Below are 19,994 nucleotides of genomic sequence, written 5' to 3' on the forward strand. Positions count from 1 at the left end.
GCCCTCCTGGCCACCTGGACCGGCGCCTGCTCGATATGCGGCCAACCCGCACCGACACCAGAACCACACCACCGCACCTAACAAAGCCCTACTAGGAGCGTGGGTCAGTAACGAGCAACTGGCCGGGGCCGTGATCGCCTGGATCGGTCTGGGGAGTCCGGCCCGGGTTTCCGGCGCTGATGGATGGGACTGCTGGTCCGGGACGTCGTGGAAGAGGCCGGTGGCCAGGGCGGTCAGGCGATCGCGGCGGCGAGTCCGGCGGCGCCAGTGTGGCGCCCGGACCGCAGAAGTCCCGTCAACTCCCTTACATCATAAGGGCGTATGGATAGTATCTCCACGCGACGTCGGGGGCGGGTGTCCGTCGGCGGGTGTCCTGTGGAGGTGCGCGCGATGACTGACCTGGATTTCGAGCGGAAGGTGAATCCCTGGCTCTTCGACGCCAACGGGAAGCTCACCGATGCCGCGAAGAAGGAGCACCCGGACCTGGCCGCCGCCGAGTCCGGCACCGCGGAGCCGAACTGGGCGCCGACGCAGGCGCACCCGACCCCCGGCACGGTGGTGAAGGTGCACCCGGACGCGCTGCGGAAGGCGTCGGGCAACGTCAGTACGCTCCACACCAACTTCGACAAGGCGTGCAAGGACGTCTGGAAGGACCAGCCGGGCACCACCCAGGGCATGTCCAAGGACTGGAAGATCGTCGGTGCGCTGACCACCGCGCAGGGCGTGTGGGCCGCGCAGTCCCAGGCCACCGCGGGAATGCTCGACCAGATCTCCACCGCGATGACCACCTGCGCCGAGCAGTACGAGCAGATCGACAAGGCGAACGCCAACAACTTCCCGACTCCCTGAGGCAGGGCGGCATGAGCACCTATTCCAATCTGCGCCAGGAGTCGTTCCAGGGCATCGAGACCCTGGCCACGGCCTTCGAGGGGCTGGTCCGCAACTGGAAATTCTCCGAGGAGATCACCGGTGACGTGATCACGCCGTTGCAGGCTTCCAACTGGGTCGGCGACACGGCCGAGGTGGCCTCCATGACGATCACCAAGGTACGGAACGAACTCGACGCGGCCTTCGAGGAGGCCAGTGCGATCGCCAAGGCCCTGCGCGAGGCGCACACCGAACTCGCCGCCGCCCGGGCGGACTTGGACGCGGCCCTGAAGACGGCCGCGGACCACTCCCTGACGGTGACGGAGGACCAGGACGGCGTCCACGTCAGCTGGCCGCGGGCCAGCAACTTCGCGGACCAGCACGACGGGAACTACGACGAGTCGTACCGGAACCAGGCGACGGGGGTCAGCACCGCCATCGAGAAGGCGCTGAAGCGGGCGGAGGCGGCGGACGCCGCGGCCGCCACCGCGCTCGGCGGCACCACCGGGACGGACAAGGGCGCGTTCCACGCCTCCTCCGGTCCTGAGGACCAGGCGCACCACGCGGCCGACCTGCTCAAGCTCGCCGGGCACATCAGCGACGCCCAACTGGACGAGCTCAACAAGCTCCTCAAGGACCACGCCAACGACCCCCGCTTCACCACCGCCTTCTACCGGGAGGTGGGCCCGGACGGCTTCCTCAAGCTCTACGGGCAGCTGGCCGTCGCCTCGGGCGACAAGGGCGGCAGCCGGCCGAAGGCCATCGCCGACCTCCAGGCGAACCTCGGCCTGTCCCTGGCCACCGCGACCAACACCCACAACGTCCCCCACCTGGACGACCAGTGGGAGGAGGGGCTCCGCAGGGCCGGCACCCAGCGGACGGACGTGTGGCCGGCCGACAAGCCGGGCTCCAACCCGCAGCCGTTCGGCTACCAGATCCTGACGAACATCCTGCGCACCGGCACGTACGACCCGCACTTCCTCCTCCCGATCGCCGAGCACGTCACCCAGCTCAGCACGGGTGGCAAGGCGCTGTGGACCTCGGACGCGTGGAACTTCACCGACTTCAACCAGATGAAGTTCCTCGGCGCGCCGGACGGTGCGAAGGGCGGCTTCAACCCGATGGTCGGCGTGCTGGAGGCGCTCGCCCACAACCCGGACGCGTCGCTCGAGTACTTCAAGGGCTCGGCCACCACGTACAACTTCGACGGCACGGTCAAGGCCACCCACCAGGACAACCACTACCTCGACCAGCTGACCGAGGCGGGCGGCAAGTCGCCGCTCCAGGACATCTGGTACGACCACAACCAGCCGGGGGGCAAGGCCGAGCAGCCCGGCGCCTCCGCGCTCGGCCACGCCCTGGAGGCCGCCACCACCGGCCGTGCCTACGGGTCGCAGGACCCGCTCCTGCCGCACACCAAGGAGCAGGCGGAGCTGATGGCGAAGACGGTCGAGATCTTCGGCAGCGGGGAGCATCCGCACGCACTGCACCCCGGGGGATCGCTCTGGGGCGCCGCACCCAGTCTCGGTCACATGGCGGCCGCCTACATGGGCGACCTCCAGGGCGCAATGAGCCCGGACAACAAGCTGCTGCCGCGCTACGGCGAGCCCGCGAACCTGAACGACCAGGCCACCCTCAAGATGCTGGCCGCGCTCGGCCGCAACCCGGACGCGTTCGGGGCGATCGCCAATGCCCAGCAGGCGTACACGACGGCGCACATCCAGGACCTGTTCCGGCACCGGGCCGAACTCGGCCCCGAGTTCGACGGGGCGGTTCACAACGCGGCGAAGGCCGGCGGCGAGGTGACCGGTGCCATCGCCGCGGGACGGACCTTCGAGATCGTGCACGGCGCCAAGGAAGCCGCGGCGGCGTACAACGAGGGCATCGGTGACAACGCGACGTGGTTCAAGTCGCTCTGGGCCATCACAGGCGGTCCGATGAAGCTCACCCCCGCGGGCATGGCCATCACGATCGCCGCCGGATCCGGTGCCGGCGAAGAGGTGAAGCACCTCATCGACCAGATGGCCGGTACCTACCACGTCGAGCCGCACTACGCGGACGAGGCCACGAACTCGCAGATGACGGCCCAGGGTGCGGCCAGTCACGCGGCCAGTGTCGCGGTGGAGAACGCCGCCCAGGGGAGCGGGATGAACCAGTGGCAGATCAACGCGCTGTCCGGCAACGCCTCGGAGGCTGTGAAGTCCGGCGTCACCGACAGTCTGAGCGTCATCAACGCGGCCGCCAATGACTGAGCCGACTGAGCGAACTGAGCCGACTGAGCGCTGGCGGCTCCGACGCCCGTGGATCGCGGCCGGAGCCGCGGCGGTGGTCCTCGCCGGCGCGGGGTTCGGGTGGTGGTGGAAGTGGGACCACACACCGGCCGAGGTGCCCGAGAGCGCCTGCTGGTCGGTGCTCACCGGGGAGGACCTCAAGCCCTTCGCCGAGCAGGCGCACGGGACGTTCCTCGACGACCCGTCGCAGGGCGCCCACCCGCGCCTCCAGCCGGACCACGGCTACATCGACTGCGTGCTCCGGAGCAAGTCGGGGGAGAGCCTCCTGTGGGTGCAGGTGCTCTCGGAGACCGAGACCATCGTGAAGGACGACTACGGTCCGGACGCGGAGAAGGCCAAACAGGGGTACAGCCGGCTGGACTTCGGTGCGGACGTCCAGGGATGGGTCCGGCGGCAGACGGTCCAGGCGGTGTTCCGGTGCGACAACCCGCAGCTCGCCGACAGCCGGACTCCGTACGTCTCGGTCGGGGTCGCCTCTGGGACGGCCGTCGACGGGACGTCGAAGAGGACCCACCGCGCCGACCTGGACATCGCGTTGAAGTACATCAAGGCCGTCGCGGCGAGCTATCCCTGTACGAACCCGCTGCACCTGCCGGAGACCGTCCCCGAGTCGGCGCCGAACTTCCCGTCGCTGGCGGATCCGTGACCCTCGGCGGGTCGGTCCTGTGCTGATCGGATGGTCAAGCCGATAGAACTCGTCATCTTCGACTGCGACGGCGTCCTGATGGACAGCGAGGTCATCGCCGTGCGCGTGGTCGGGCGGCTGACGGCCGAACTCGGCTGGCCGCTGACCGAGGCCGAGGTGATCGAGAAGTTCGTCGGGCGGTCGGAGGCGGCCAACCACGCGATGGTCGCCGAGCGGTGCGGGGAGGAGGCCGCGACGCTGTTCGACGAGCGCTTCCGCGAGCTGCACGCCGAGGCCGTGGACGCCGAGCTGACCCCGGTGGACGGCCTGCCGGAGGCGCTGGACGCTCTGGACGCGATCACCCTGACCTCCATCGGCAGGCACGAGAAGATGCGGCACACTCTGGGTCGTACCGGACTGTACGGGCGCTTCGAGGGCCGGATCTTCAGCGCCACCGAGGTCGGGCGCGGCAAGCCCGCGCCCGACCTCCTCCTGCACGCCTCCGGCAGGATGGGAGTCGACCCGGCCCCCTGCCTGGTGGTCGAGGACAGCCGGCCCGGCGTACGGGCCGCGCGAGCCGCCGGGATGCGCTCGCTCGGCTACGCGGGCGGCGTCACGGCGGCGGAGCGGCTGGCCGGGCCGGACACGGTCGTCTTCGACGGCCGGCGGCTCCTCCTACGCGGCGAGGACGGCGCCCGAGGCGAGTGGCGCCTGCTGGCCGCCTGCCACGACTTCCGCAAGATCTTCCGCCGCACCGGCGCCGCCGGACTGGCCGCGGCGCTCGCCTGACCGCCGCCAGCCGGCGACCCTCGGCGCCGATTCCCAGCCCCCAGGACGACACCTCCGACGCCAGCAGGCACGCGCCGAGCGGCCGACGACCGATCCCGCCGATCACGACCGCTCGGCCGCTTGCCGGTTACTGAGACACGCTCCTAGCGGGCGAAGGGGCCGAAGACGGTGAAGGCGAGCCGCAGGGCCGGGGCAGGGGTGACGCCGCTGGCGCCGACGGAGTAGACCAGGCGCTTGCTCAGGTCCGGGGTGGTGAAGAAGCCGTCGGAGTAGCCGAGGTCGTGGCCGGTCTTGCCCCAGAGCACCGTGCCGTCCTGCAGCGCGATGGCCATCAGCCCGGCGCTGAAACAGGCCTTGCCCTTGTCCGGCCCGGACTGGCAGTTCCCGGCGTCTCGGTAGGGCACCGGCTGGCCGGCGGCGTCGCGCGGCAGGGTGAGCAGGTCGTGCAGCTGTTGCGGGGGCAGGAGTTCGCCGTCCAGCAGGGCACGCAGGAAGCGGTCCAGGTCGGCGGGGGTGGAGACCATCGACTCGGGGTTGCCGCCCTGCTCGGAGACGTCGGTCGGGGTGAGGGCGTCGTCCGGGAGGTAGCCGGTCAGGTGGGGCTCGGGCATCTCGGGCCGCCCCTCGGTGACCTCGGTGTGGTGCAGGTGCAGGGGCCGGAGGATGCGGGCGGTCACCTCCTGCTTGATGGAGCGACCGGTCACCTGCTCGATGATCCGGCCCGCCAGGCGGTAGTTGAAGTTGTTGTACTGCTGCTCGGTGCCCGGGTCGAAGACCGGGGTGGCGGGCCCGCCCTTCGGGTGGAGCGTGCGCTGGACGACCTCGTCGAGGGTCTCGACCCCGAAGCGCTGGGCGATCAGGCCGTCGTTGTCCTTGACGTCCGGTCCTTCGACGGCCTGCGGCAGTCCGCTGGTGTGGTCGAGGAGTTGGCGGACGGTGATCGGCTTGAAGCCCTCCGGCAGGGTGCCGGGCAGGTACTGCTGGACGGTGCCGTCCAGGTCGATCCGGTGCTCGGCGGCGAGTTGCAGCAGGACGGCGGCGACGAAGGTCTTGTTGATGCTGCCGATCCGGAAGGCGGCGTTCGGCGCGACCGGCTGCCCGCTCACCGGATCCTCGGCGGTGCCGCGCCAGGCCCGTCCGTCGACCGTCACCCGCGCGACCGTGCCCGCCGTCGGATCCCCTGGTCGGGCGGCTATCGCGGCGCTCAGCGTGGCCTGGTCGGGGCCGTCCGTCGGCGTGCGGCCCGCGGCCAGGGCGGGCGTGGGGACGGTGACGAGGAGCAGCCCGGCGAGGGCGAGGGTGGTGCGCCTGGTGATGGCCATGGGGTCTCCGTGGTCGGTGGGACGAGGGTGCAGAATGGTCTCCCATGGAGAACACGAGTGTGACGCCCGATCAGTTGCCCGTCTCGCGCGAGGTGCTGTTGGACGAGCCGGTTTCACCGGTCAAGCCGACCTCGCGGGTCGAGGTGCGAAGGATCACCATGCCGCCCCGGTTCGCCGCCGGCTGGCACGTGCACAACGGACCGGTGGTGGGCAGCGTGGTGGCCGGTACGGTGCACTTCCAGGTCGAGGGCGGGCCGGAGACCGTGCTGAAGGCCGGTGAGGTGTTCCACGAGCCGGTCGGGGTGCCGGTGCGCTTCGACGCCGGCGCGGAGGGGGCGACCTTCCTGGCGTACTTCCTGCTGGCGGACGGCGAGCAGCCGGAGATCGCCCTGGTGGGCGGCGCCTGCGCGGAATGACGGGCGAGAGGCGACGGGCGGGTGAGTGAGGGATCGGGCGCCGTGCGACGGTTTCGGACCGGTGGTCCGCTGGTGCTCGCCGGAGTGGGGTGGCTGTGCGGCGTGCCGACGTTGCTCGCGGACGGCGACGTCCGTGCGCTGGTGAGCCACTGTCAGGACAGCCCAGGCGCGCCGGTGTACGCGCTGCCGTTGGCCTGGTTGGGGCTGCTGTCGGGGATCGGCGCGGTCTGCTGGGGTGGCTGGCAGCTCGTGGCCGCCCGGCGGCGGAGCGCCGTCCGGATCGGCCTGGGGCACCTGGCGCTCTGCGTGGTGCTGCCGGTGGCGCTGCTGGCGACGCCGGTCCAGTACGCGCTGACGCGGACCGCCGCTCATGACACCGGGCAGCAGCGGAGCAGTTGCTTCGGTTAGCGGACGGGCCTGCCGTGTCGGTCGACGGGCGGCGCCCTGACGTTCGGTCAGATGCGCGTGGGCAACCGGGTGCAGACCGCGCCGGCCGCGAGCGCGGTGGACTCGGCGCCGAGCGCGGTGAGGGTGAAGGCGGTGGTCAGCGCGTTGATGTCGGCGGCCTGTTGGATCAGGAAGTGGGTGCCGCCGGGCACCTCGTAGCGCGCGAGGTCCGGGACGACCTGCCGGGCGCGCAGCGCGTACTCCAGGGACTGGGCGGCGTTGGCCGCGCTGTGGTCGGCGGTGCCGTGCACGATCAGCACCCGGCGCCCGGCGAGCTGCTCGACGGTGTCGCCGCTGGGCAGCCAGGGGGCGATCCCGGCGACGCCGACGACGCTCGGGTGCCCGGCGCACCGGAAGGCGGCGCGCCCGCCGAGCGAGTTGCCGATGAGCACCACCGGTGCGCCCGGGTGGCGGCGGGCGAGTTCGTCGAGCGCCCAGCGGGTGTCGACGGCGGTGTCGGCGTCGGCGCCGTTCCAGCCGCTGTAGCGGTAGCGCAGCAGGTGCACCGCGAGGCCGTGCGGGCGGCCGCGGTCGGTGAGCTCGGCGGCGAGGTCCCGCAGGCCCAGCTCGGCGACCTTCAGCGGCCCGCGCCGGCTCCGGAGGAACCCGCCGGGCAGCAGCAGGGCGACGCCGTTGACGGGGCCCTCGCCCTCCCACGGGGTGAGCTCTGGGGTGCGCGGACGCTGCGCTCGGAACACGCCGATCCTTCCTGGGACTTCCATCCGGACAGGCGGATTCTACGGTTCCGGGGGTGGGCCGTGGTGTGTCAGCGGCGACCGGGGGACCCGGCCGGTGACCCGGGTGCGGGCGGCCGGTGCCGCGGCCGCTCGTCCTCCACCTGGACGGCGGTCACGGTGCGCAACGCTGGTCAGCGGCGGAAGCGTCCGGCAATCGGTTCGGGCGCCTGGGATATGAGGGTGCGGCTGGGTGAAGGACCGATGTAGGGTCCGCCGGTGACTGATGATCGTGGGGGAATTGTGGAGGCCGCTTCCGGCGTGGAGGCAGCTTCCGGCGCGGTGAACGACGCCGTCGAGGACCCGGCCGCCGAGCCCGGCACCGGCAGCCGCGAGCCGCGGGTGGGGCTGCAACTGGCGGCGGCGGTCGTGCTGGTGGGGGCCGTGTTCGCCGGACTCTGGGTGGTGGCCGCGAACGGCGGGGACGGCACGTCGGGCGACGGGCCGGCGAAGTGCCATCCGGCGGGGGCGACGGACTCGCCGAAGTACCCCGCGCTGTGCGCCGCGCTCAACCGCCCCGACCTGCCGGTGCTCGCGGGCGAGCCGAAGGAACGGGTGCTGATCGCCCAGCCCGGGCTGAGTGCGGCCCTCGGGCCGGGCCTGACGAAGGACAACTACGGCGCGGCGGAAGTGCAGTTCAGCGACATGTACGTCCAGCTCGCCGACAACCGGGACGTCGAGGTGGACGACTTCGCCGGGCCCGGCGACCCGACGGTCAAGCGCACGCCCGTGCTCGGTCACGAGGCGCTCGTCTACCAGTCACCCACGATGTCGTTCTCGGTGCCCCTCGGCGGCGGGAAGTCCACGACGGGCACCGGCTCCGCCGCCCACTCCCTCGCCGTCGCGAAGAACCCGGACGGGACCGGCGGCACCTTCGAGATCAGCATCTGGCGCAAGGATTCCGCGCCGATCGACGACGCCGCCCTCTACCGGGTGGCCGAGGCGGTGCTGCCGGGCCTGCAGGGCTGGGTGGGCGTCCAGGCCGGCTGAGCCGCGATTCGTAGCGACCGCGCCGGTCAGGACCTCCCATGTGGAGGGAAGAGCGGGGTTTTCCCTGCTCTTTGTTTAGGATCTTGCCCTGCTCTGCGACGATCCGATGATCGTCGCCCTTTCGCGGTGGGCGGCGCGTCGCAGGGGAGAGACCGGCATGGCCGAGGGGCCCGAGGACAGTGTCGTCCGGGCGCGGACGAGGTGGCGCGGCAGGTTCGCCATGAGCAAGGAGACCTGGATGGTGGTCTCCGGCGGGGTCCTGGGCGCGATGTTCGCGAGCCTGGGCCTGGCGGTGCTGTTCGCCCCCGCCAACGGGTTCGGCGGCGACAGCCTCGGGTTCATGGGCGCCGTCAGCATCCTCGGGCTGATGCCGTGCGGCGCCGGCTTCGTCTGGGCGCTGATCCACCCCAAGTACGGGTTCCCGTCGATCGCGGGTGGGGCCCTGCTGGGGCTGGGGATCTTCCTCTGCTTCGCCGGGGACGGCCTCAACGACGCCTGGAAGGCCCCGCTGGACCGTCCGTCCACGGTCCGCGCGGTCGGCAGCTGGACCAATGGGGGCCTGGTGGTGCGGGTCCGGCCCGACGAGGTGGTGGCGTACCGCAGCGGGGGCGGGTCGGTCGCATGGCAGTGGACACCGCCGGGCGAGGACTCGGTGTGCACGATGAGCCGGGGGATCGGACCGGGCGGCATCGGCCTGATCGGGCACTCGCCGCACGGCAAGCCGTGCGCGGCGGTGACGGCGCTGGCCCTCGCGGACGGCAAGGAGGGCTGGACCGCCACGGTGGACGCGCCCGCCCGGGACGGCGACTCCGCCGATTCGGACCTGGTCGCGGTCGCCGGAACGCAGGCCGTGCTGCAGGGCACGGACGGCTGGCGGGCCGTGCGGCTGACGGACGGACGGGAGCAGTGGCGCAGCGCGCCCGACCCCGGGTGCACGCCGCTGGAGGTCTCCGGTGGGGAGCAGGACGTGGTGACGGTCGCGCAGTGCGGCAACGCGGCGCCGGTCCTGCGGTCGCTGGCGTCCGGGGACGGGCGAGAGCAGTCGCGGGTCGCGCTGCCGGCGGAGGGCGGGCTGAAGAACCTCATGGTGGTGTCGGCCGACCCGCTCACGGTGTGGGTCGACGCCCAGGCCGAGCGCGGCACCCACGCGGTGCTCAGCTACGACCGGTCCGGGAAGCAGCGCGCCTCGATACCGGTCTCGGGAGACGAGTACGACCTGGACGTGATGCTCGGCGGGGTGCACGCCTTCGACGAGTTCACCGCCCGGCCGCTGCTCGGCGGGGTGGTCGTCGGGGACCTGTTCATCGTGCCGGGCGAGAAGCCGGGCGACGTGAGCATCAGCGGCGGCAAGCACCCGAGCCGCACCGCCACCGGGCGGCTGGTCGCGTACTCGCTGGCGGACGGCGGCAAGCGCTGGACGGCGGGCCTGGACGACCAGGTGACCGGCGTGCTGGTGGACGGCACCTCGGTGTGGGCGATGACCCGCGACAAGCTGACCCGGGTCGACGCGGCGACGGGCCGCCGGAGCCGGGAGCTGGACGTCAACGACACCACCTCGCTGTACCCGGTCGACCTGTCGGTGGCCGAGCGGGAGCGGTTCACGGTGGTGGCGGAGGACGGGACCCGGGACGAACCGCCGGTGCGGGGGATGAGCTGACCCAGCGAGGAGCCGGCCCTGCCCGCGATGGGCGGACAGGGCCGGAGACGAATGGTGCCCCGGCCGTCCGCCACGGGGGACGGCGGATAGCCGGGGAGTTGGGGTAGGGAGGGGCTCAGGCGACGTAGAGGTGCGCCGTGGCCTTCTGGGTCTCCACGATGGCCCTGGCGAAGTCCTCCGGCTGTCCGCCCCACGGGTCGGTGATCCCGGAGCCGAGGATGCGGACCTGTCGGTTCGGGCCGGTCAACTCCTCGACCGCCCGTGCGGTCTCGCCGTCCACCGCGACCAGATCGTCGGCCCAGTGGAGAAGGCCGTCGTCCAGCAGCGCGCCGCAGTGGCTGGTCAGGTCGTAGCCGAGGGCGGCTGCTGCCTCGATCATCAGCGGGTGCGCGGGCTTGTTGACGTGCCAGTTCCGGGTGCCCGCCGACCGTACGTCGAGTGCCCCCGCGGAGCGCTCGGCGATGATCAGGGCGGCGATCGGGGAACGGCAGTGGTTCCCCTTGCAGATCACCAGGACTTTGCGGCGGTGGGCCGGGTTCACGTGATGTCCACCCTCTCGATCTCGAAGGTGATCACGCCCAGCGCCTCCTTGTGGGGCGGGAAGATCGCGTGGATGGCTTCGAGCTGTTCGGCCTCGGTGGCGCGGGGATTGACGGCCTCCACGCGCTCGGTACCGAACATCTCCTTGAAGGTGCGGTACTTGCCGACTCGCTTGACCTTGGTCAGGCAGCTCAGCTCCCGGCAGGTGAAGTTGATCAGGTCTCCGGGCTTGATCCGCTTCATCGACTCGTACGCGACGCGGACCTCGACCGTCTTCTCGCCGCTGGCGATCAGGTCGAAGTACTGCCGGTAGATCGGCATGTTGCGGGGGCGCTTCGCCTGGGAGTTGTGCGCTGCAGGCTGGCGGGTGCTCATCAGGGCTTCCCCGAAGGCGAGCCGCCACCGCCGGTGTTGGGGTCGATCCCGATGAACCGTACTGTCATTGGTACCCCTCCTGTCACGTAGCTTGCGCATCCTTGCGTTCCGAGCTGACGTGACCACCAGCATCCAGCGTCCGAGGTTGCTTTGTCAGGCGTTTCGTTCTGACGAACCGCTAGCTCAATACTCCAGCCGTAGATGTGATCTTGCTGGTGGGACCCGTGCGGAGACGGCTGCGGCCCCAGGGAGCGGCCCTGCCCGCGAAGGGCGGGCAGGGCCGGAGGGCTGTTTATGTAGGTTCGCTGGTTGATCTTCCAATTGGCCTCGAACGACCTGCGGTTTCTTGGTGGCATTGGCGGCCGGATCGGCAAGATCTTCCAGTTCGCGAGGCCACTCGCCGATCCACCCCTCTCTACGGGCGGTTCGAGCTGGACATGCCTCGGTGGTGCCCGCTCGAAGGGCCGAGCGGGCACCACCGCTGTGGGCGGGGCGTCGTTGAACCGCTGCGCGGGCACCAGCCCGCGCAGCGGACGACGGGAAGGAAGCGGCCGTGCCGAACGTGGCCATCGCCGAGCAGAGGGCGGTTCAGCGCCGCGCGGTCGGCCGGGTCACCTGTGGCGGGGTACTCAACCGCGACGGCCTACCGGTCCCGCTGGCCAACGCCCGCTTCCCGAGGTCCCGTAAGGGCTAAGAGGTGCGGATCGCCACCGAGGACCTGCCATCGCTGGAGGTGTGGATGCCCTCCCTCAAGGACCGCCCGCCGATTCCCGAGGACGCTCCCGGCTGGGGCTTCACCTACTTCCAGCCCAAACCCGGCTGGATGGAGATCTGCATCCGCACCTCGATGGCGGCGGCCTGGCCGTGGTGGACCGGCAGGCTGGCCGGATGGGCCTGCTGTGCGCCGAGTGCGGCTACGACCTGCGCCAGCCGGCCGGACGACGAGAGCCGCCTGCCCTACAACATCCCCACCCGGCCCGGGACCTGGCGGCTGGTATGCGGGGTGTGCTGCGGGGATGGCGAGTCCGTGATGGACCGCCCCGGCGCTCAGGAGCAGATGATGCATCCAGTCGTCAGGGCGGCGACGACCGCCTTCACGTCCGCGCCGTCGACTGCCCGGCGGCGGGCCCGCGCCGCATCGAGCCCCTCGCGTGTCCTCGGTGATCAGCTTCCCCGGATGAACTCGGCCAGCGCCGCGAAGTGTCGCGTGAGGGTGCGGGCAATGGCCGAGCGCCGAGCGCCGAGCGGCGTCACGGGGTCGGATTGGCCACCTTGTCGAGTAGGGCCTCGAGGTCGATCTCTCCTTCACGGGTCTGCGCTCCGGCTTCGAGGCCGCGCCGAGCCCGCTCGACGACCTCGGGCGGAGAGGGGTAGACGCGGGCGTGTGCCCGGGATTCCTCGGCCAGAGCGGGCACCGGACCGCTCGCCTCGGCGGCGTCGATGGCGGCGAGGGCAGCGGCGGCGACTCCTTCGGGCAGGGCCGCTATGCGTTGGGCTAGGGCGTCCACATAGGAGTCGAGCTCCTCGGGGGGCAGGGCACGGTTGATCCAGCCGTACAGTTCGGCGAGGTCCGTGTCGTACAGGTCGGCGCTGAGCACGATCTCGATGCTGCGGGCACGCCCGACGAGACGATTGAGGTACTGGGTGCCCCCGCCGCCGGGGAAGATGCCCATCCTGGTCTCCGGCTGGCCGAGCCAGGTCAGGCCCTTCGCGGCGAATCGCATGTCGGCCGCCATCGCGAGCTCGACGCCGCCCGCGCGAAGCCGTCCGCGCAGTTTGGCGATGGTGACCTGGGGGAGCGCGCGGAAGCGCTCGTGAAGCTGCTGGAGGGGGTTGAGCGCCGGGTCGGCCTCGGGGTCGGCCAGGTCGAACAGTTCGCCCGGGTCGAGCATCCAGTTCATATCCGCGTGGGCGGCGAAGAACTCGGGATCGGCGCTTTCCAGCACGACGACCTTGATCGACGTGTCCTTCTCGGCTTCCTCGACGAACTGCTTGAGGTCGCGCAGCATCGTGATGTCGAGGGTGTTGACGGGGGGATGGTCGAGGACCACCCGGGCGACGCCCCCGCTGCGAAAGACTCGTAGCGCGGTGTGGCTGCCGTGGCTCATGCTGAACTCCGTTCGGTGAGATCGTGTGTCCACGGTATGGAGCCCCGAGTAGGCGCTTCAATGCTCAGATTGACCACTTTCTTATCTGATCGACTCACCTTGGATGGCACGTAGAGCGATTCGGATACGCTGGAGGGCGTGGACATTCTCGCTGACTGGCTTGCCGTGGCGAGCGTGCACGGCAGCGTCGGAGCGCGTATTCACGCGTCCGGCGACTGGGGCATTCGCTGGAACGAGGACGGCGACGCGGTCCTCTACGCCATCACGAGCGGAATGGCTTGGATCGAGGTCGAGGGCATGCAGCCCGCCCTTGCGGCGGCCGGCGATGTCTTCCTGGTGACTGCGGGCACCCCGCATGCCATCGCCAGCGCCCCCGCAAGCATGCCGCCGGTCTGTGATTCATCGGAACCGTCGGACGAGCCGATCGTCTTGGGCACCGGAGGGCCGGCCACCCGCGTGCTGGCCGCACGCTACCGGTACGACTCCCGAGCACGCACCCAAGTCCTTGCCCACCTCCCGACGGTTGTGCACATACGATCCGAATTGGCCGGCGACTGCCTCGCGGACACCGTGCGGCTGCTCGGCCGCGAGCTCGCCGAATCCCAGCCGGCCACATCCCTCGTGCTCGACCGACTCGTCGACATCATGCTGATCCAGCTGCTGCGGTCCCGACTGTCCGAGAACGATCGGCAGGGCCCGCCGCTCCTACGAGCGCTGGCCGACCCGGTCGTTCATCGCGCGCTCCACCTGATACACGAAGCCCCGAACCGGCCGTGGACGGCCGAGAGCCTGGCCAGGGCCGCACTGGTCTCGCGCGCGACCCTCGCCCGTCGCTTCGATGCGGTCCTTGCCACAAGTCCATCCGCCTACCTCACGCAGTGGCGCATGGACCTCGCGGCCCAACGGCTCAGAGACACCTCCGACTCGATCGAATCGATCGCGCATGACGTGGGCTACTCCTCCCTCCCTGCGTTCAGCCGGGCCTTCGCCCGGCTGCGCAAGGAGACTCCAGGGCGCCATCGGGAATCCGCGAAGCGCGACATCGAGGCCCCTCGTGACCGACATCGCGGTCACGTTGACAGAGCTGACGACTCCCCCGAAACAGCACACGGTCCGGTCGTCACCCGTTCGGGTGACGACCGGACCGTCGCGTCATGCGCATCGCGGCCCCGTGGTTTCATCGGGGCCAAGTGGCCTCAGAGTGGCCCTCATTGCTGAGAATTGGCCTCGCTCACTGAGAAGCTGCAGTTTAGGCGGTGAAGCGGGGGTCTCGCGCTTCGATGGCTTGGACGAAGGCGGTCCACTCGGCCTGGTTGAAGGCGAGGTGGGGGCGGCTGGGGTTCTTGTCGTCGCCGAGCCAGACGTCGCCGTTGTCGAAGCGGGCGATGATCACGCAGTTGCCGTTGGAGTCGCCGGAGAAAGGAGACTTGACCCACTGGGCATCAGCGGGATCGTGGGAGTAGGGGTCGTGCTTGCTGATCACGTCAACTCTTCCAACTTGTGCTCAAGTGCGGTGATGGTGTCCTCCGGCGACAGCGAGTATCGCTTCAGCCGAGCAAAGGCGCGTTCGGCTCGTCGCACATCGCGTCCCGACTTACGCGGGAGCATACCTCCGGCGGCTTCGATGAAGACGAAGCTCTCATCGCCGGCGAAGCGCATCAGCGATAGGCCGGAAGCGAGGATCGCTTGGCGTCCTGCACTCAACGGGGCCATCCGTAGCGTCACGTTCGGGTACTTTGCCACCTCGATGACATGACGGATCTGACGAGCCAGAATGTCGCGATCGCCGCCTACGAGGAGCGCGACCTCACCGAAATACGCCTCCAGATTGATCCGGGGTTCTTCGGTCAGCCGCCGCTGGCGCAGGACTCGAATCTCTGCTGCGGCCTCACTCTGGTCGTCGCTGAGGCCGTCGAGACCGGCAGCGATCACCTCTCGCGCGTAGTCCTCGGTCTGGAGCAGGCCGGGGAAAGCGGACAGATAGTAGTCGAGCATGTGCGCCGCATCAGCTTCGAGGCCGAGGAACTCGGCGAATGCAGCGCTGATCGTATCGGCGAACTCGTGGTCTTCCCACCAGTGTTTCGAAGGGCCGTCCGTGGCGAGATGCTCGATCTCGGCGCGGTCTTCCCCGGTGATCCCGCAGTGATCCAGGTAGGCGGCCAAGTCGGCTGCGCTCACTGGAAGGCGGGCTCGTTCGATCTTGCTCAGTCGGGCAGGATTCCAGCCTCTCAGGCCGGCGGTGACGTCGGCCAGGGTCTTGTTGTTCTCCAGCCGCCACTGCCGTAGTTCCTCGCCGAGGCGGATGCTCCTGATCGCTGACGGGTCTGTGCCCAACGCTGCCCTCCCTTGGGTGTTGGACCAGTCTAGCCGCGTTCAAGATCAACTAATTTGTTTCTTCTTTGGAGGCGTTTGGGTTGTAAATTTGATTTCAACTCCTCCACACTCAACGTGACCGCACGGACACGCACATGACGTCGTGTCGAAGCGAAGGGCCACCCATGTCCGCGTTGAGCGCACCCGTTCTCCACACCTCCGAGCTCTCCCTCACCGACCATGCCACCTCGGTCCGTACCGCCCGCCGGCACGTCCGGGACCGGCTGTCGGCCTGGGGTTTCACCGGTGACAAGACCGACGACCTCGTCCTCATCACCTCCGAGCTCGTCACCAACGCCGTGGTCCACGCCTGCCAGGGCCACGGCGAAGTCCGGCTCCACCTCCAGGAGTTCGGCGGCGACTGCCGCCTCGAAGTGTGGGACCCGCGCTTCGACCTCCCCCTCCAGGACCGCAAGCCCCGTCGCTTCCGCGAGGGCGGCCGGGGCGTCGAACTCGTCCGCGAACTCGCGCTCGACTTCGGCGTCATCACCCGCCGGGACTCGGGCAAGCGGGTGTGGGTCCGCATCCTGCTCAACTGAGCGTCACAGAACCCGAATTCAGTCATCCAAGAAAGAAGTCACCCACCCCATGCACCCCGCCGCGATCGCCTTCCGCAACCCCGCCGCCCTCCACGCCCGCTGCGACCACGGCGGCTACCGCCGCACGTACTTCGAGCCCGACTACGAGACCGGCGCCGTCCTCCCCGACGCGACCTCCTGGGATCCCCTCCCCGTCGGCTACGCCGAGCGCTTCGCCCCGGGCTACTTCACCCCCGGCACCGGCCTGGTCGAGCTCTTCAAGCTCCCCTCCTCCGTCACTGACCGCGACACCCTCGCCGCCATGGTCGGTACCCTCGGCGACCCGCACCCCGTCACCCTCGGTGACACCGAGGACCCGCCCGGCGTGCCCACCACCCACGTCCTCCCCGAGTCCGGCAAGCGCCCCGGTCTCCACGTCGACAACCACCAGAACCTCCCCTACGGCGAGCGCAGGAAGGCCCGGCGGCGACTCTGCGTGAATCTCGGCCCGGGCAGCCGCTACCTCCTCGTCGCCGACACCGACATCCTCTCCATCTGCCGCTGTGTCCGGGACCGCTACGAGGACCACCACCCCTCCACCGGCGACCTGCGCACGTACCTCGCCCTCCACCGCCCGCTCCGCCTCCTGCGCCTGCGCGTCGACCCCGGCGAGGGCTGGCTCGCGCCCACCTCCTTCCTCCCGTACGACGAGTCCACCGAGGGTTTGGACCGGCCCTCCGCCACCTCCTCCTGGCTCGGCCACTGGGAGCCGTACCTCTTCGACCCGCTGATCTGAGCGTTTCCAGCGGCTGTGTCAGGCTGGTGGGGGAGCACCGCCGAGCTTCGGGAGGCTCATGATGGCCGAGATCAGGGTGAACGGGGTCTCACTGCACTACGAGGCCCGTGGCGAGGGTCCCGGCGTCGTCCTGGTGCACGGTTCGTGGAGCGACAGCGACTCCTGGGCGCGGGTGACGCCGGGCCTGGCCGAGTTCACCACCGTCGTCGCCTACGACCGCCGGGGCCACAGCCGCAGTGAGGACCTGCTCACCCAGGGTTCGGTTTACGAGGACGCGGCCGACCTGGCCGGGCTGATCCAGGGGCTCGGCCTTGCGCCGGCCTTCGTCTACGGGGACTCGTACGGCGCGCTGGTCACGCTCCGTCTCGCCGCCGCCCAGCCCGATCTGATGCGCGGCATCGCCGTGCACGAGCCGCCCGGGACCGGCATCCTGCTCGCCGATCCGGACCTGCGCCCGATCGGCACCGCCTTCGCCGACCGGATCGCCGCCGTCCGGGAGCTGCTGGAGCAGGCCGAATCCGCTGCGGCCGCCGAACTGTACGTGGACAGCCTCGCCTTCGGCCCGGGCGCGTGGGAGCAACTGCCCGCGCCGATCCGGCACACGTACATCCGCAACGCGCCGACCTACCTGGACGAGCTGCGCGACCCGGACGCGCTCGACCTCGACCTCGCCGGCCTGGCCCGGTTCACCGACCCGGCGCTGCTCACGCAGAGCGATGGCAGTGCGCCGATGTTCGGCGAGGTGCTGGATCTCATCGACCTCGCCCTGCCGAAGGCGGAACGGCATCTCTATGAGGGCGCCGGTCACGCTCCGCATCTGTCCCAGCCGGAGGAGTGGGTGCGGGTGGTGCTGCCGCGCGCGTTGGTGTGAACCGGGGCCGAGGGGCGCGAAATCAGCCGCCCGCGCCCGCTCACACGCCTGCCGCGATGCGCTCCTCAGTGCGCCGTCACTTCGCCGCCCCGGTCCGGCGCAGCCGGACCGTCAGGACGGGGCGGTCGGGTCGGGGCCTCGGCCGCAGCGAGAGGGGTCGGGTCGACCGGCTACCGGGATCTATCCGTAGTGGCTGGGGCTTCAGCCCGAGGGTGAAGCGGATCTGAACCTTGCTCTGAGCTGAGGGGGCACCTTCCCGTGCTGTTGGCGGGAGGTGCCTTCTGTCAGTGCTGTGTGGCATGTTGATCGCGTCGTCGGTTCCCGGAATGGGGGTGTTCTTCGCGCAGCTCAGATATTCGTTCCGCCTCTATCCGAATGGACCTCAGCGTTCGGCGCTGGCACGTGCGTTCGGGTGCGCTCGCGTGGTGTTCAACGACGCGCTGCGTGCACGTGAGGACGCTCGCGTCGCCGGACTGCCGTTCGTGAGGTCGGCGGAGTTGTCCAAGACGCTGACCTTCGCGAAGAACACTCCCGAGCGTGCATGGCTCGGCGAGGTGTCGTCGGTGGTCTTGCAGCAGGCGCTCCGAGACCTGGATGCCGCCTACCGGAACTTCTTCGACGGTCTCAAGGGCAAGCGCCCGAAGATGGGGCCGCCCCGGTTCAAGTCCCGGAAGGACACCCGGCAGGCGATCCGGTTCACCGCGAACGCCCGGTGGAAGATCACCACTGGCGGGGACCTGTCCCTGCCGAAGATCGGCGACGTTCGGGTGAAGTGGTCCCGTTCCCTGCCCTCGGCACCGTCCACAGTGACGGTGGTCATGGACAGCGCGGGCCGATACTTCGCCTCGTTCGTCGTGGACACCATCCCCGAGATCCTTCCCGGGACGGAGCCGATCATCGGCCTTGATCTGGGACTCGGGCACTTCGCCGTCCTCTCGGACGGCACGAAGATCGACAGCCCCAAGTTCCTGCGACGTGCCGAGAAGAAGCTCAAGCGCGCCCAACAGGCCCTGTCTCGCAAGGAAAGGGGCAGCAACAACCGGACCAGGGCCCGCGTCAAGGTCGCCAAGGCGCACGCCAAGGTGGCCGACGCCCGGCGCGATTTCCATCACCAGCTCTCCACCCGGCTCATGCGCGAGAACCAAGCCGTGGCGGTGGAAGATCTGGCGGTCAAGGGACTCGCCCGTACCAGGCTGGCCAAATCCGTGCACGATGCCGGGTGGTCGCAGTTCGTCACGATGCTGGAGTACAAGGCTGCGAAGTTCGGCCGGACCCTGATCAGGATCGGCCGGTTCGAGCCGACCAGCCAGGTGTGCTCGAACTGCGGCGTCAAGGACGGCCCCAAACCCCTTCACGTCCGCACGTGGCAATGCCTGGCGTGCGGGGCGTGGCTGGACCGGGACGTGAATGCCGCTGTCAACATCGCCAAGGCCGCCGGACTGGCGGTGACAGCCTGTCGAGCGCGGGTAAGACCGGGACTCGTCCCGGCACAGCGCGAAGAAGCAGGAACCCACCGAGACGGTCACCCGACCGTGGTAGGAATCCCCGGCCGCTAGGACGGGGAGCGGAAGTCAAGAGTTCGCCGACCCGAACTACGGCGGGGTGCCGGAGGCCCGCACGAGGCCGCCGGCGGGCAGCCGGAGAAGCTCCAGGCCTTCATCGACGAGGTGCACAAGAACGACGCCGCACCGGCCGAGGCGCTCAGCCAGGGACTGCACGCCGCCACCCTGTGCGCCGACGGCCGCTATCCGTGGGGCACGTCGGACACCCCGGTCGAGGGCCGGGCGGCCGCGCTGGCGCAGACTCGGCAGGACCTGACCCCCGAACAGACCTGGCCGTACGACGCGGCGACCGCGACCGGGCTGGGCAGCCTGCTGGTCTGCCAGGACTGGCCGCGCGAGGAGGTGCCGCCGACCCCGCCGGCACACCGCAAGCTGCCGAACGTGCCGGTGTTGCTGCTCGGCGGCGACCGTGACCTCTCCACCCCGTACGAGTGGCTGTACCAGCAGGCCGAGTCGACCCACGACCCGGAGATCGTGATCGTCCCCGGGGCCTCGCACTCGGTGCAGACCCGGGCGGTCAACCCGCTCGGGCGGCAGGCGGTCTACGACTTCCTGCAGAAGTAACCGGAAGTCGCGAGCGGCGACGGACCGTTCCGCACGGGGGTGGGAACGGTCCGTCGCCGGCTAAGCGTGGCGCCCCCCCGCCCGGCTCCCGGCGCGGGGGGGGCGGCGCGGGGGCGGTCGGGGGGGGGGTGGCCCCCGGGCGGCCCGAT

At 70.3% G+C, this 19,994-nt stretch carries 21 protein-coding genes and 1 pseudogene; 15 read left to right on the forward strand and 7 right to left on the reverse strand.

The features are described 5' to 3' along the window. Positions 1-390: 390 nt before the first annotated feature. The 4 genes and pseudogenes from ACIRYZ_RS32295 to ACIRYZ_RS32310 form a co-directional block, all read left to right on the forward strand. Entirely contained in the window at positions 391-849 is a 459-nt protein-coding gene (locus ACIRYZ_RS32295; protein WP_402951200.1) for a WXG100 family type VII secretion target, read from the forward strand. 11 nt (positions 850-860) lie between these two features. Beyond that, the gene (locus tag ACIRYZ_RS32300; protein ID WP_402951203.1) at positions 861-3,119 is read left to right on the forward strand and encodes a hypothetical protein; all 2,259 of its coding nucleotides are present in this window, start codon (positions 861-863) and stop codon (positions 3,117-3,119) included. Then, positions 3,112-3,804: a hypothetical protein gene (locus ACIRYZ_RS32305; RefSeq protein ID WP_402951205.1), complete on the forward strand. Its 693-nt coding sequence runs from the start codon at positions 3,112-3,114 to the stop codon at positions 3,802-3,804. The genes ACIRYZ_RS32300 and ACIRYZ_RS32305 overlap by 8 nt, the downstream gene beginning before the upstream one ends. A 30-nt stretch (positions 3,805-3,834) precedes the next feature. Then, a pseudogene (locus ACIRYZ_RS32310) lies at positions 3,835-4,455 on the forward strand (HAD family hydrolase); the annotation flags it as partial. A gap of 260 nt (positions 4,456-4,715) precedes the next feature. On the opposite strand, the gene ACIRYZ_RS32315 reads toward ACIRYZ_RS32310, so the two are convergent. After that, a complete protein-coding gene (locus tag ACIRYZ_RS32315) occupies positions 4,716-5,894 on the reverse strand; it encodes a serine hydrolase domain-containing protein (protein ID WP_402951207.1) in 1,179 nt (392 codons plus the stop codon). A 44-nt stretch (positions 5,895-5,938) separates the two neighbouring features. On the opposite strand from ACIRYZ_RS32315, the gene ACIRYZ_RS32320 reads away from it, so the two are divergent. Beyond that, a complete protein-coding gene (locus ACIRYZ_RS32320) occupies positions 5,939-6,310 on the forward strand; it encodes a cupin domain-containing protein (protein ID WP_402951209.1) in 372 nt (123 codons plus the stop codon). 42 nt (positions 6,311-6,352) lie between these two features. Beyond that, complete coding sequence (locus ACIRYZ_RS32325) at positions 6,353-6,718, forward strand: hypothetical protein (protein WP_402951212.1); 366 nt, start codon at positions 6,353-6,355, stop codon at positions 6,716-6,718. 47 nt (positions 6,719-6,765) lie between these two features. On the opposite strand, the gene ACIRYZ_RS32330 is transcribed toward ACIRYZ_RS32325, so the two are convergent. After that, positions 6,766-7,455 carry an alpha/beta hydrolase gene (locus tag ACIRYZ_RS32330; protein ID WP_402951215.1) on the reverse strand — a complete coding sequence of 230 codons (690 nt, stop codon included), beginning with the start codon at positions 7,453-7,455 and terminating at the stop codon, positions 6,766-6,768. 297 nt (positions 7,456-7,752) lie between these two features. Between ACIRYZ_RS32330 and ACIRYZ_RS32335 the strand changes: the two genes are divergently transcribed. Together ACIRYZ_RS32335 and ACIRYZ_RS32340 are read left to right on the forward strand one after the other, a co-directional pair. Further along, entirely contained in the window at positions 7,753-8,481 is a 729-nt protein-coding gene (locus tag ACIRYZ_RS32335) for a DUF6215 domain-containing protein (RefSeq protein ID WP_402951218.1), read from the forward strand. A gap of 157 nt (positions 8,482-8,638) precedes the next feature. Beyond that, a complete protein-coding gene (locus ACIRYZ_RS32340) occupies positions 8,639-10,138 on the forward strand; it encodes a PQQ-binding-like beta-propeller repeat protein (RefSeq protein ID WP_402951221.1) in 1,500 nt (499 codons plus the stop codon). 115 nt (positions 10,139-10,253) lie between these two features. Here ACIRYZ_RS32340 and ACIRYZ_RS32345 read toward each other — a convergent pair whose 3' ends face one another. Continuing rightward, on the reverse strand, positions 10,254-10,679 hold the full coding sequence (locus ACIRYZ_RS32345) for a low molecular weight phosphatase family protein (protein WP_402951223.1): 426 nt from the start codon (positions 10,677-10,679) through the stop codon (positions 10,254-10,256). Continuing rightward, on the reverse strand, positions 10,676-11,053 hold the full coding sequence (locus ACIRYZ_RS32350; protein WP_402951226.1) for an ASCH domain-containing protein: 378 nt from the start codon (positions 11,051-11,053) through the stop codon (positions 10,676-10,678). Before ACIRYZ_RS32350 ends, ACIRYZ_RS32345 begins: the two co-directional genes overlap by 4 nt. A 553-nt stretch (positions 11,054-11,606) precedes the next feature. On the opposite strand from ACIRYZ_RS32350, the gene ACIRYZ_RS32355 reads away from it, so the two are divergent. Beyond that, on the forward strand, positions 11,607-11,747 hold the full coding sequence (locus ACIRYZ_RS32355) for a hypothetical protein (RefSeq protein ID WP_402951228.1): 141 nt from the start codon (positions 11,607-11,609) through the stop codon (positions 11,745-11,747). Between the two features lie 556 nt (positions 11,748-12,303). Here ACIRYZ_RS32355 and ACIRYZ_RS32360 read toward each other — a convergent pair. Next, positions 12,304-13,161 (reverse strand): enoyl-CoA hydratase/isomerase family protein, encoded by an 858-nt coding sequence (locus ACIRYZ_RS32360; protein WP_402951231.1) that lies wholly within the window; start codon positions 13,159-13,161, stop codon positions 12,304-12,306. A 138-nt stretch (positions 13,162-13,299) separates the two neighbouring features. Between ACIRYZ_RS32360 and ACIRYZ_RS32365 the strand changes: the two genes are divergently transcribed. Beyond that, positions 13,300-14,379: an AraC family transcriptional regulator gene (locus tag ACIRYZ_RS32365; protein WP_402951234.1), complete on the forward strand. Its 1,080-nt coding sequence runs from the start codon at positions 13,300-13,302 to the stop codon at positions 14,377-14,379. A gap of 31 nt (positions 14,380-14,410) precedes the next feature. On the opposite strand, the gene ACIRYZ_RS32370 is transcribed toward ACIRYZ_RS32365, so the two are convergent. Continuing rightward, positions 14,411-14,644: a DUF397 domain-containing protein gene (locus ACIRYZ_RS32370; protein ID WP_402951237.1), complete on the reverse strand. Its 234-nt coding sequence runs from the start codon at positions 14,642-14,644 to the stop codon at positions 14,411-14,413. Further along, positions 14,641-15,495 carry a helix-turn-helix domain-containing protein gene (locus tag ACIRYZ_RS32375; RefSeq protein ID WP_402951240.1) on the reverse strand — a complete coding sequence of 285 codons (855 nt, stop codon included), beginning with the start codon at positions 15,493-15,495 and terminating at the stop codon, positions 14,641-14,643. The genes ACIRYZ_RS32370 and ACIRYZ_RS32375 overlap by 4 nt, the downstream gene beginning before the upstream one ends. Positions 15,496-15,659: 164 nt before the next feature. Here ACIRYZ_RS32375 and ACIRYZ_RS32380 point away from each other — a divergent pair, with 164 nt between their 5' ends. The 5 genes from ACIRYZ_RS32380 to ACIRYZ_RS32400 all read left to right on the forward strand — a co-directional run bounded on the left by ACIRYZ_RS32380 (position 15,660) and on the right by ACIRYZ_RS32400 (position 19,845). Beyond that, positions 15,660-16,073 (forward strand): ATP-binding protein, encoded by a 414-nt coding sequence (locus tag ACIRYZ_RS32380; RefSeq protein WP_402951243.1) that lies wholly within the window; start codon positions 15,660-15,662, stop codon positions 16,071-16,073. Positions 16,074-16,122: 49 nt separating this feature from the next. Further along, positions 16,123-16,848: a hypothetical protein gene (locus tag ACIRYZ_RS32385; RefSeq protein ID WP_402951246.1), complete on the forward strand. Its 726-nt coding sequence runs from the start codon at positions 16,123-16,125 to the stop codon at positions 16,846-16,848. A 61-nt stretch (positions 16,849-16,909) separates the two neighbouring features. Next, on the forward strand, positions 16,910-17,719 hold the full coding sequence (locus ACIRYZ_RS32390) for an alpha/beta fold hydrolase (RefSeq protein WP_402951249.1): 810 nt from the start codon (positions 16,910-16,912) through the stop codon (positions 17,717-17,719). 299 nt (positions 17,720-18,018) lie between these two features. Continuing rightward, positions 18,019-19,275 (forward strand): RNA-guided endonuclease InsQ/TnpB family protein, encoded by a 1,257-nt coding sequence (locus ACIRYZ_RS32395; protein WP_402951251.1) that lies wholly within the window; start codon positions 18,019-18,021, stop codon positions 19,273-19,275. A gap of 111 nt (positions 19,276-19,386) precedes the next feature. After that, positions 19,387-19,845 carry an alpha/beta hydrolase gene (locus ACIRYZ_RS32400; protein ID WP_402951253.1) on the forward strand — a complete coding sequence of 153 codons (459 nt, stop codon included), beginning with the start codon at positions 19,387-19,389 and terminating at the stop codon, positions 19,843-19,845. Positions 19,846-19,994 lie beyond the last annotated feature (149 nt).

Source organism: Kitasatospora sp. NPDC101155, from assembly GCF_044768305.1.
Taxonomy (GTDB): Bacteria; Actinomycetota; Actinomycetes; order Streptomycetales; family Streptomycetaceae; genus Kitasatospora.

Bases quoted from the DNA above. Each gene is read 5' to 3' on its own strand.
- ACIRYZ_RS32390 (WP_402951249.1), top strand. From the start codon at position 16,910: ATGGCCGAGATCAGGGTGAACGGGGTCTCACTGCACTACGAGGCCCGT.
- ACIRYZ_RS32340 (WP_402951221.1), top strand. From the start codon at position 8,639: ATGGCCGAGGGGCCCGAGGACAGTGTCGTCCGGGCGCGGACGAGGTGG.
- ACIRYZ_RS32350 (WP_402951226.1), bottom strand. From the start codon at position 11,053: ATGAGCACCCGCCAGCCTGCAGCGCACAACTCCCAGGCGAAGCGCCCC.
- ACIRYZ_RS32320 (WP_402951209.1), top strand. From the start codon at position 5,939: ATGGAGAACACGAGTGTGACGCCCGATCAGTTGCCCGTCTCGCGCGAG.
- ACIRYZ_RS32305 (WP_402951205.1), top strand. From the start codon at position 3,112: ATGACTGAGCCGACTGAGCGAACTGAGCCGACTGAGCGCTGGCGGCTC.
- ACIRYZ_RS32300 (WP_402951203.1), top strand. From the start codon at position 861: ATGAGCACCTATTCCAATCTGCGCCAGGAGTCGTTCCAGGGCATCGAG.
- ACIRYZ_RS32395 (WP_402951251.1), top strand. From the start codon at position 18,019: ATGTTGATCGCGTCGTCGGTTCCCGGAATGGGGGTGTTCTTCGCGCAG.
- ACIRYZ_RS32295 (WP_402951200.1), top strand. From the start codon at position 391: ATGACTGACCTGGATTTCGAGCGGAAGGTGAATCCCTGGCTCTTCGAC.
- ACIRYZ_RS32315 (WP_402951207.1), bottom strand. From the start codon at position 5,894: ATGGCCATCACCAGGCGCACCACCCTCGCCCTCGCCGGGCTGCTCCTC.
- ACIRYZ_RS32360 (WP_402951231.1), bottom strand. From the start codon at position 13,161: ATGAGCCACGGCAGCCACACCGCGCTACGAGTCTTTCGCAGCGGGGGC.
- ACIRYZ_RS32385 (WP_402951246.1), top strand. From the start codon at position 16,123: ATGCACCCCGCCGCGATCGCCTTCCGCAACCCCGCCGCCCTCCACGCC.
- ACIRYZ_RS32380 (WP_402951243.1), top strand. From the start codon at position 15,660: ATGTCCGCGTTGAGCGCACCCGTTCTCCACACCTCCGAGCTCTCCCTC.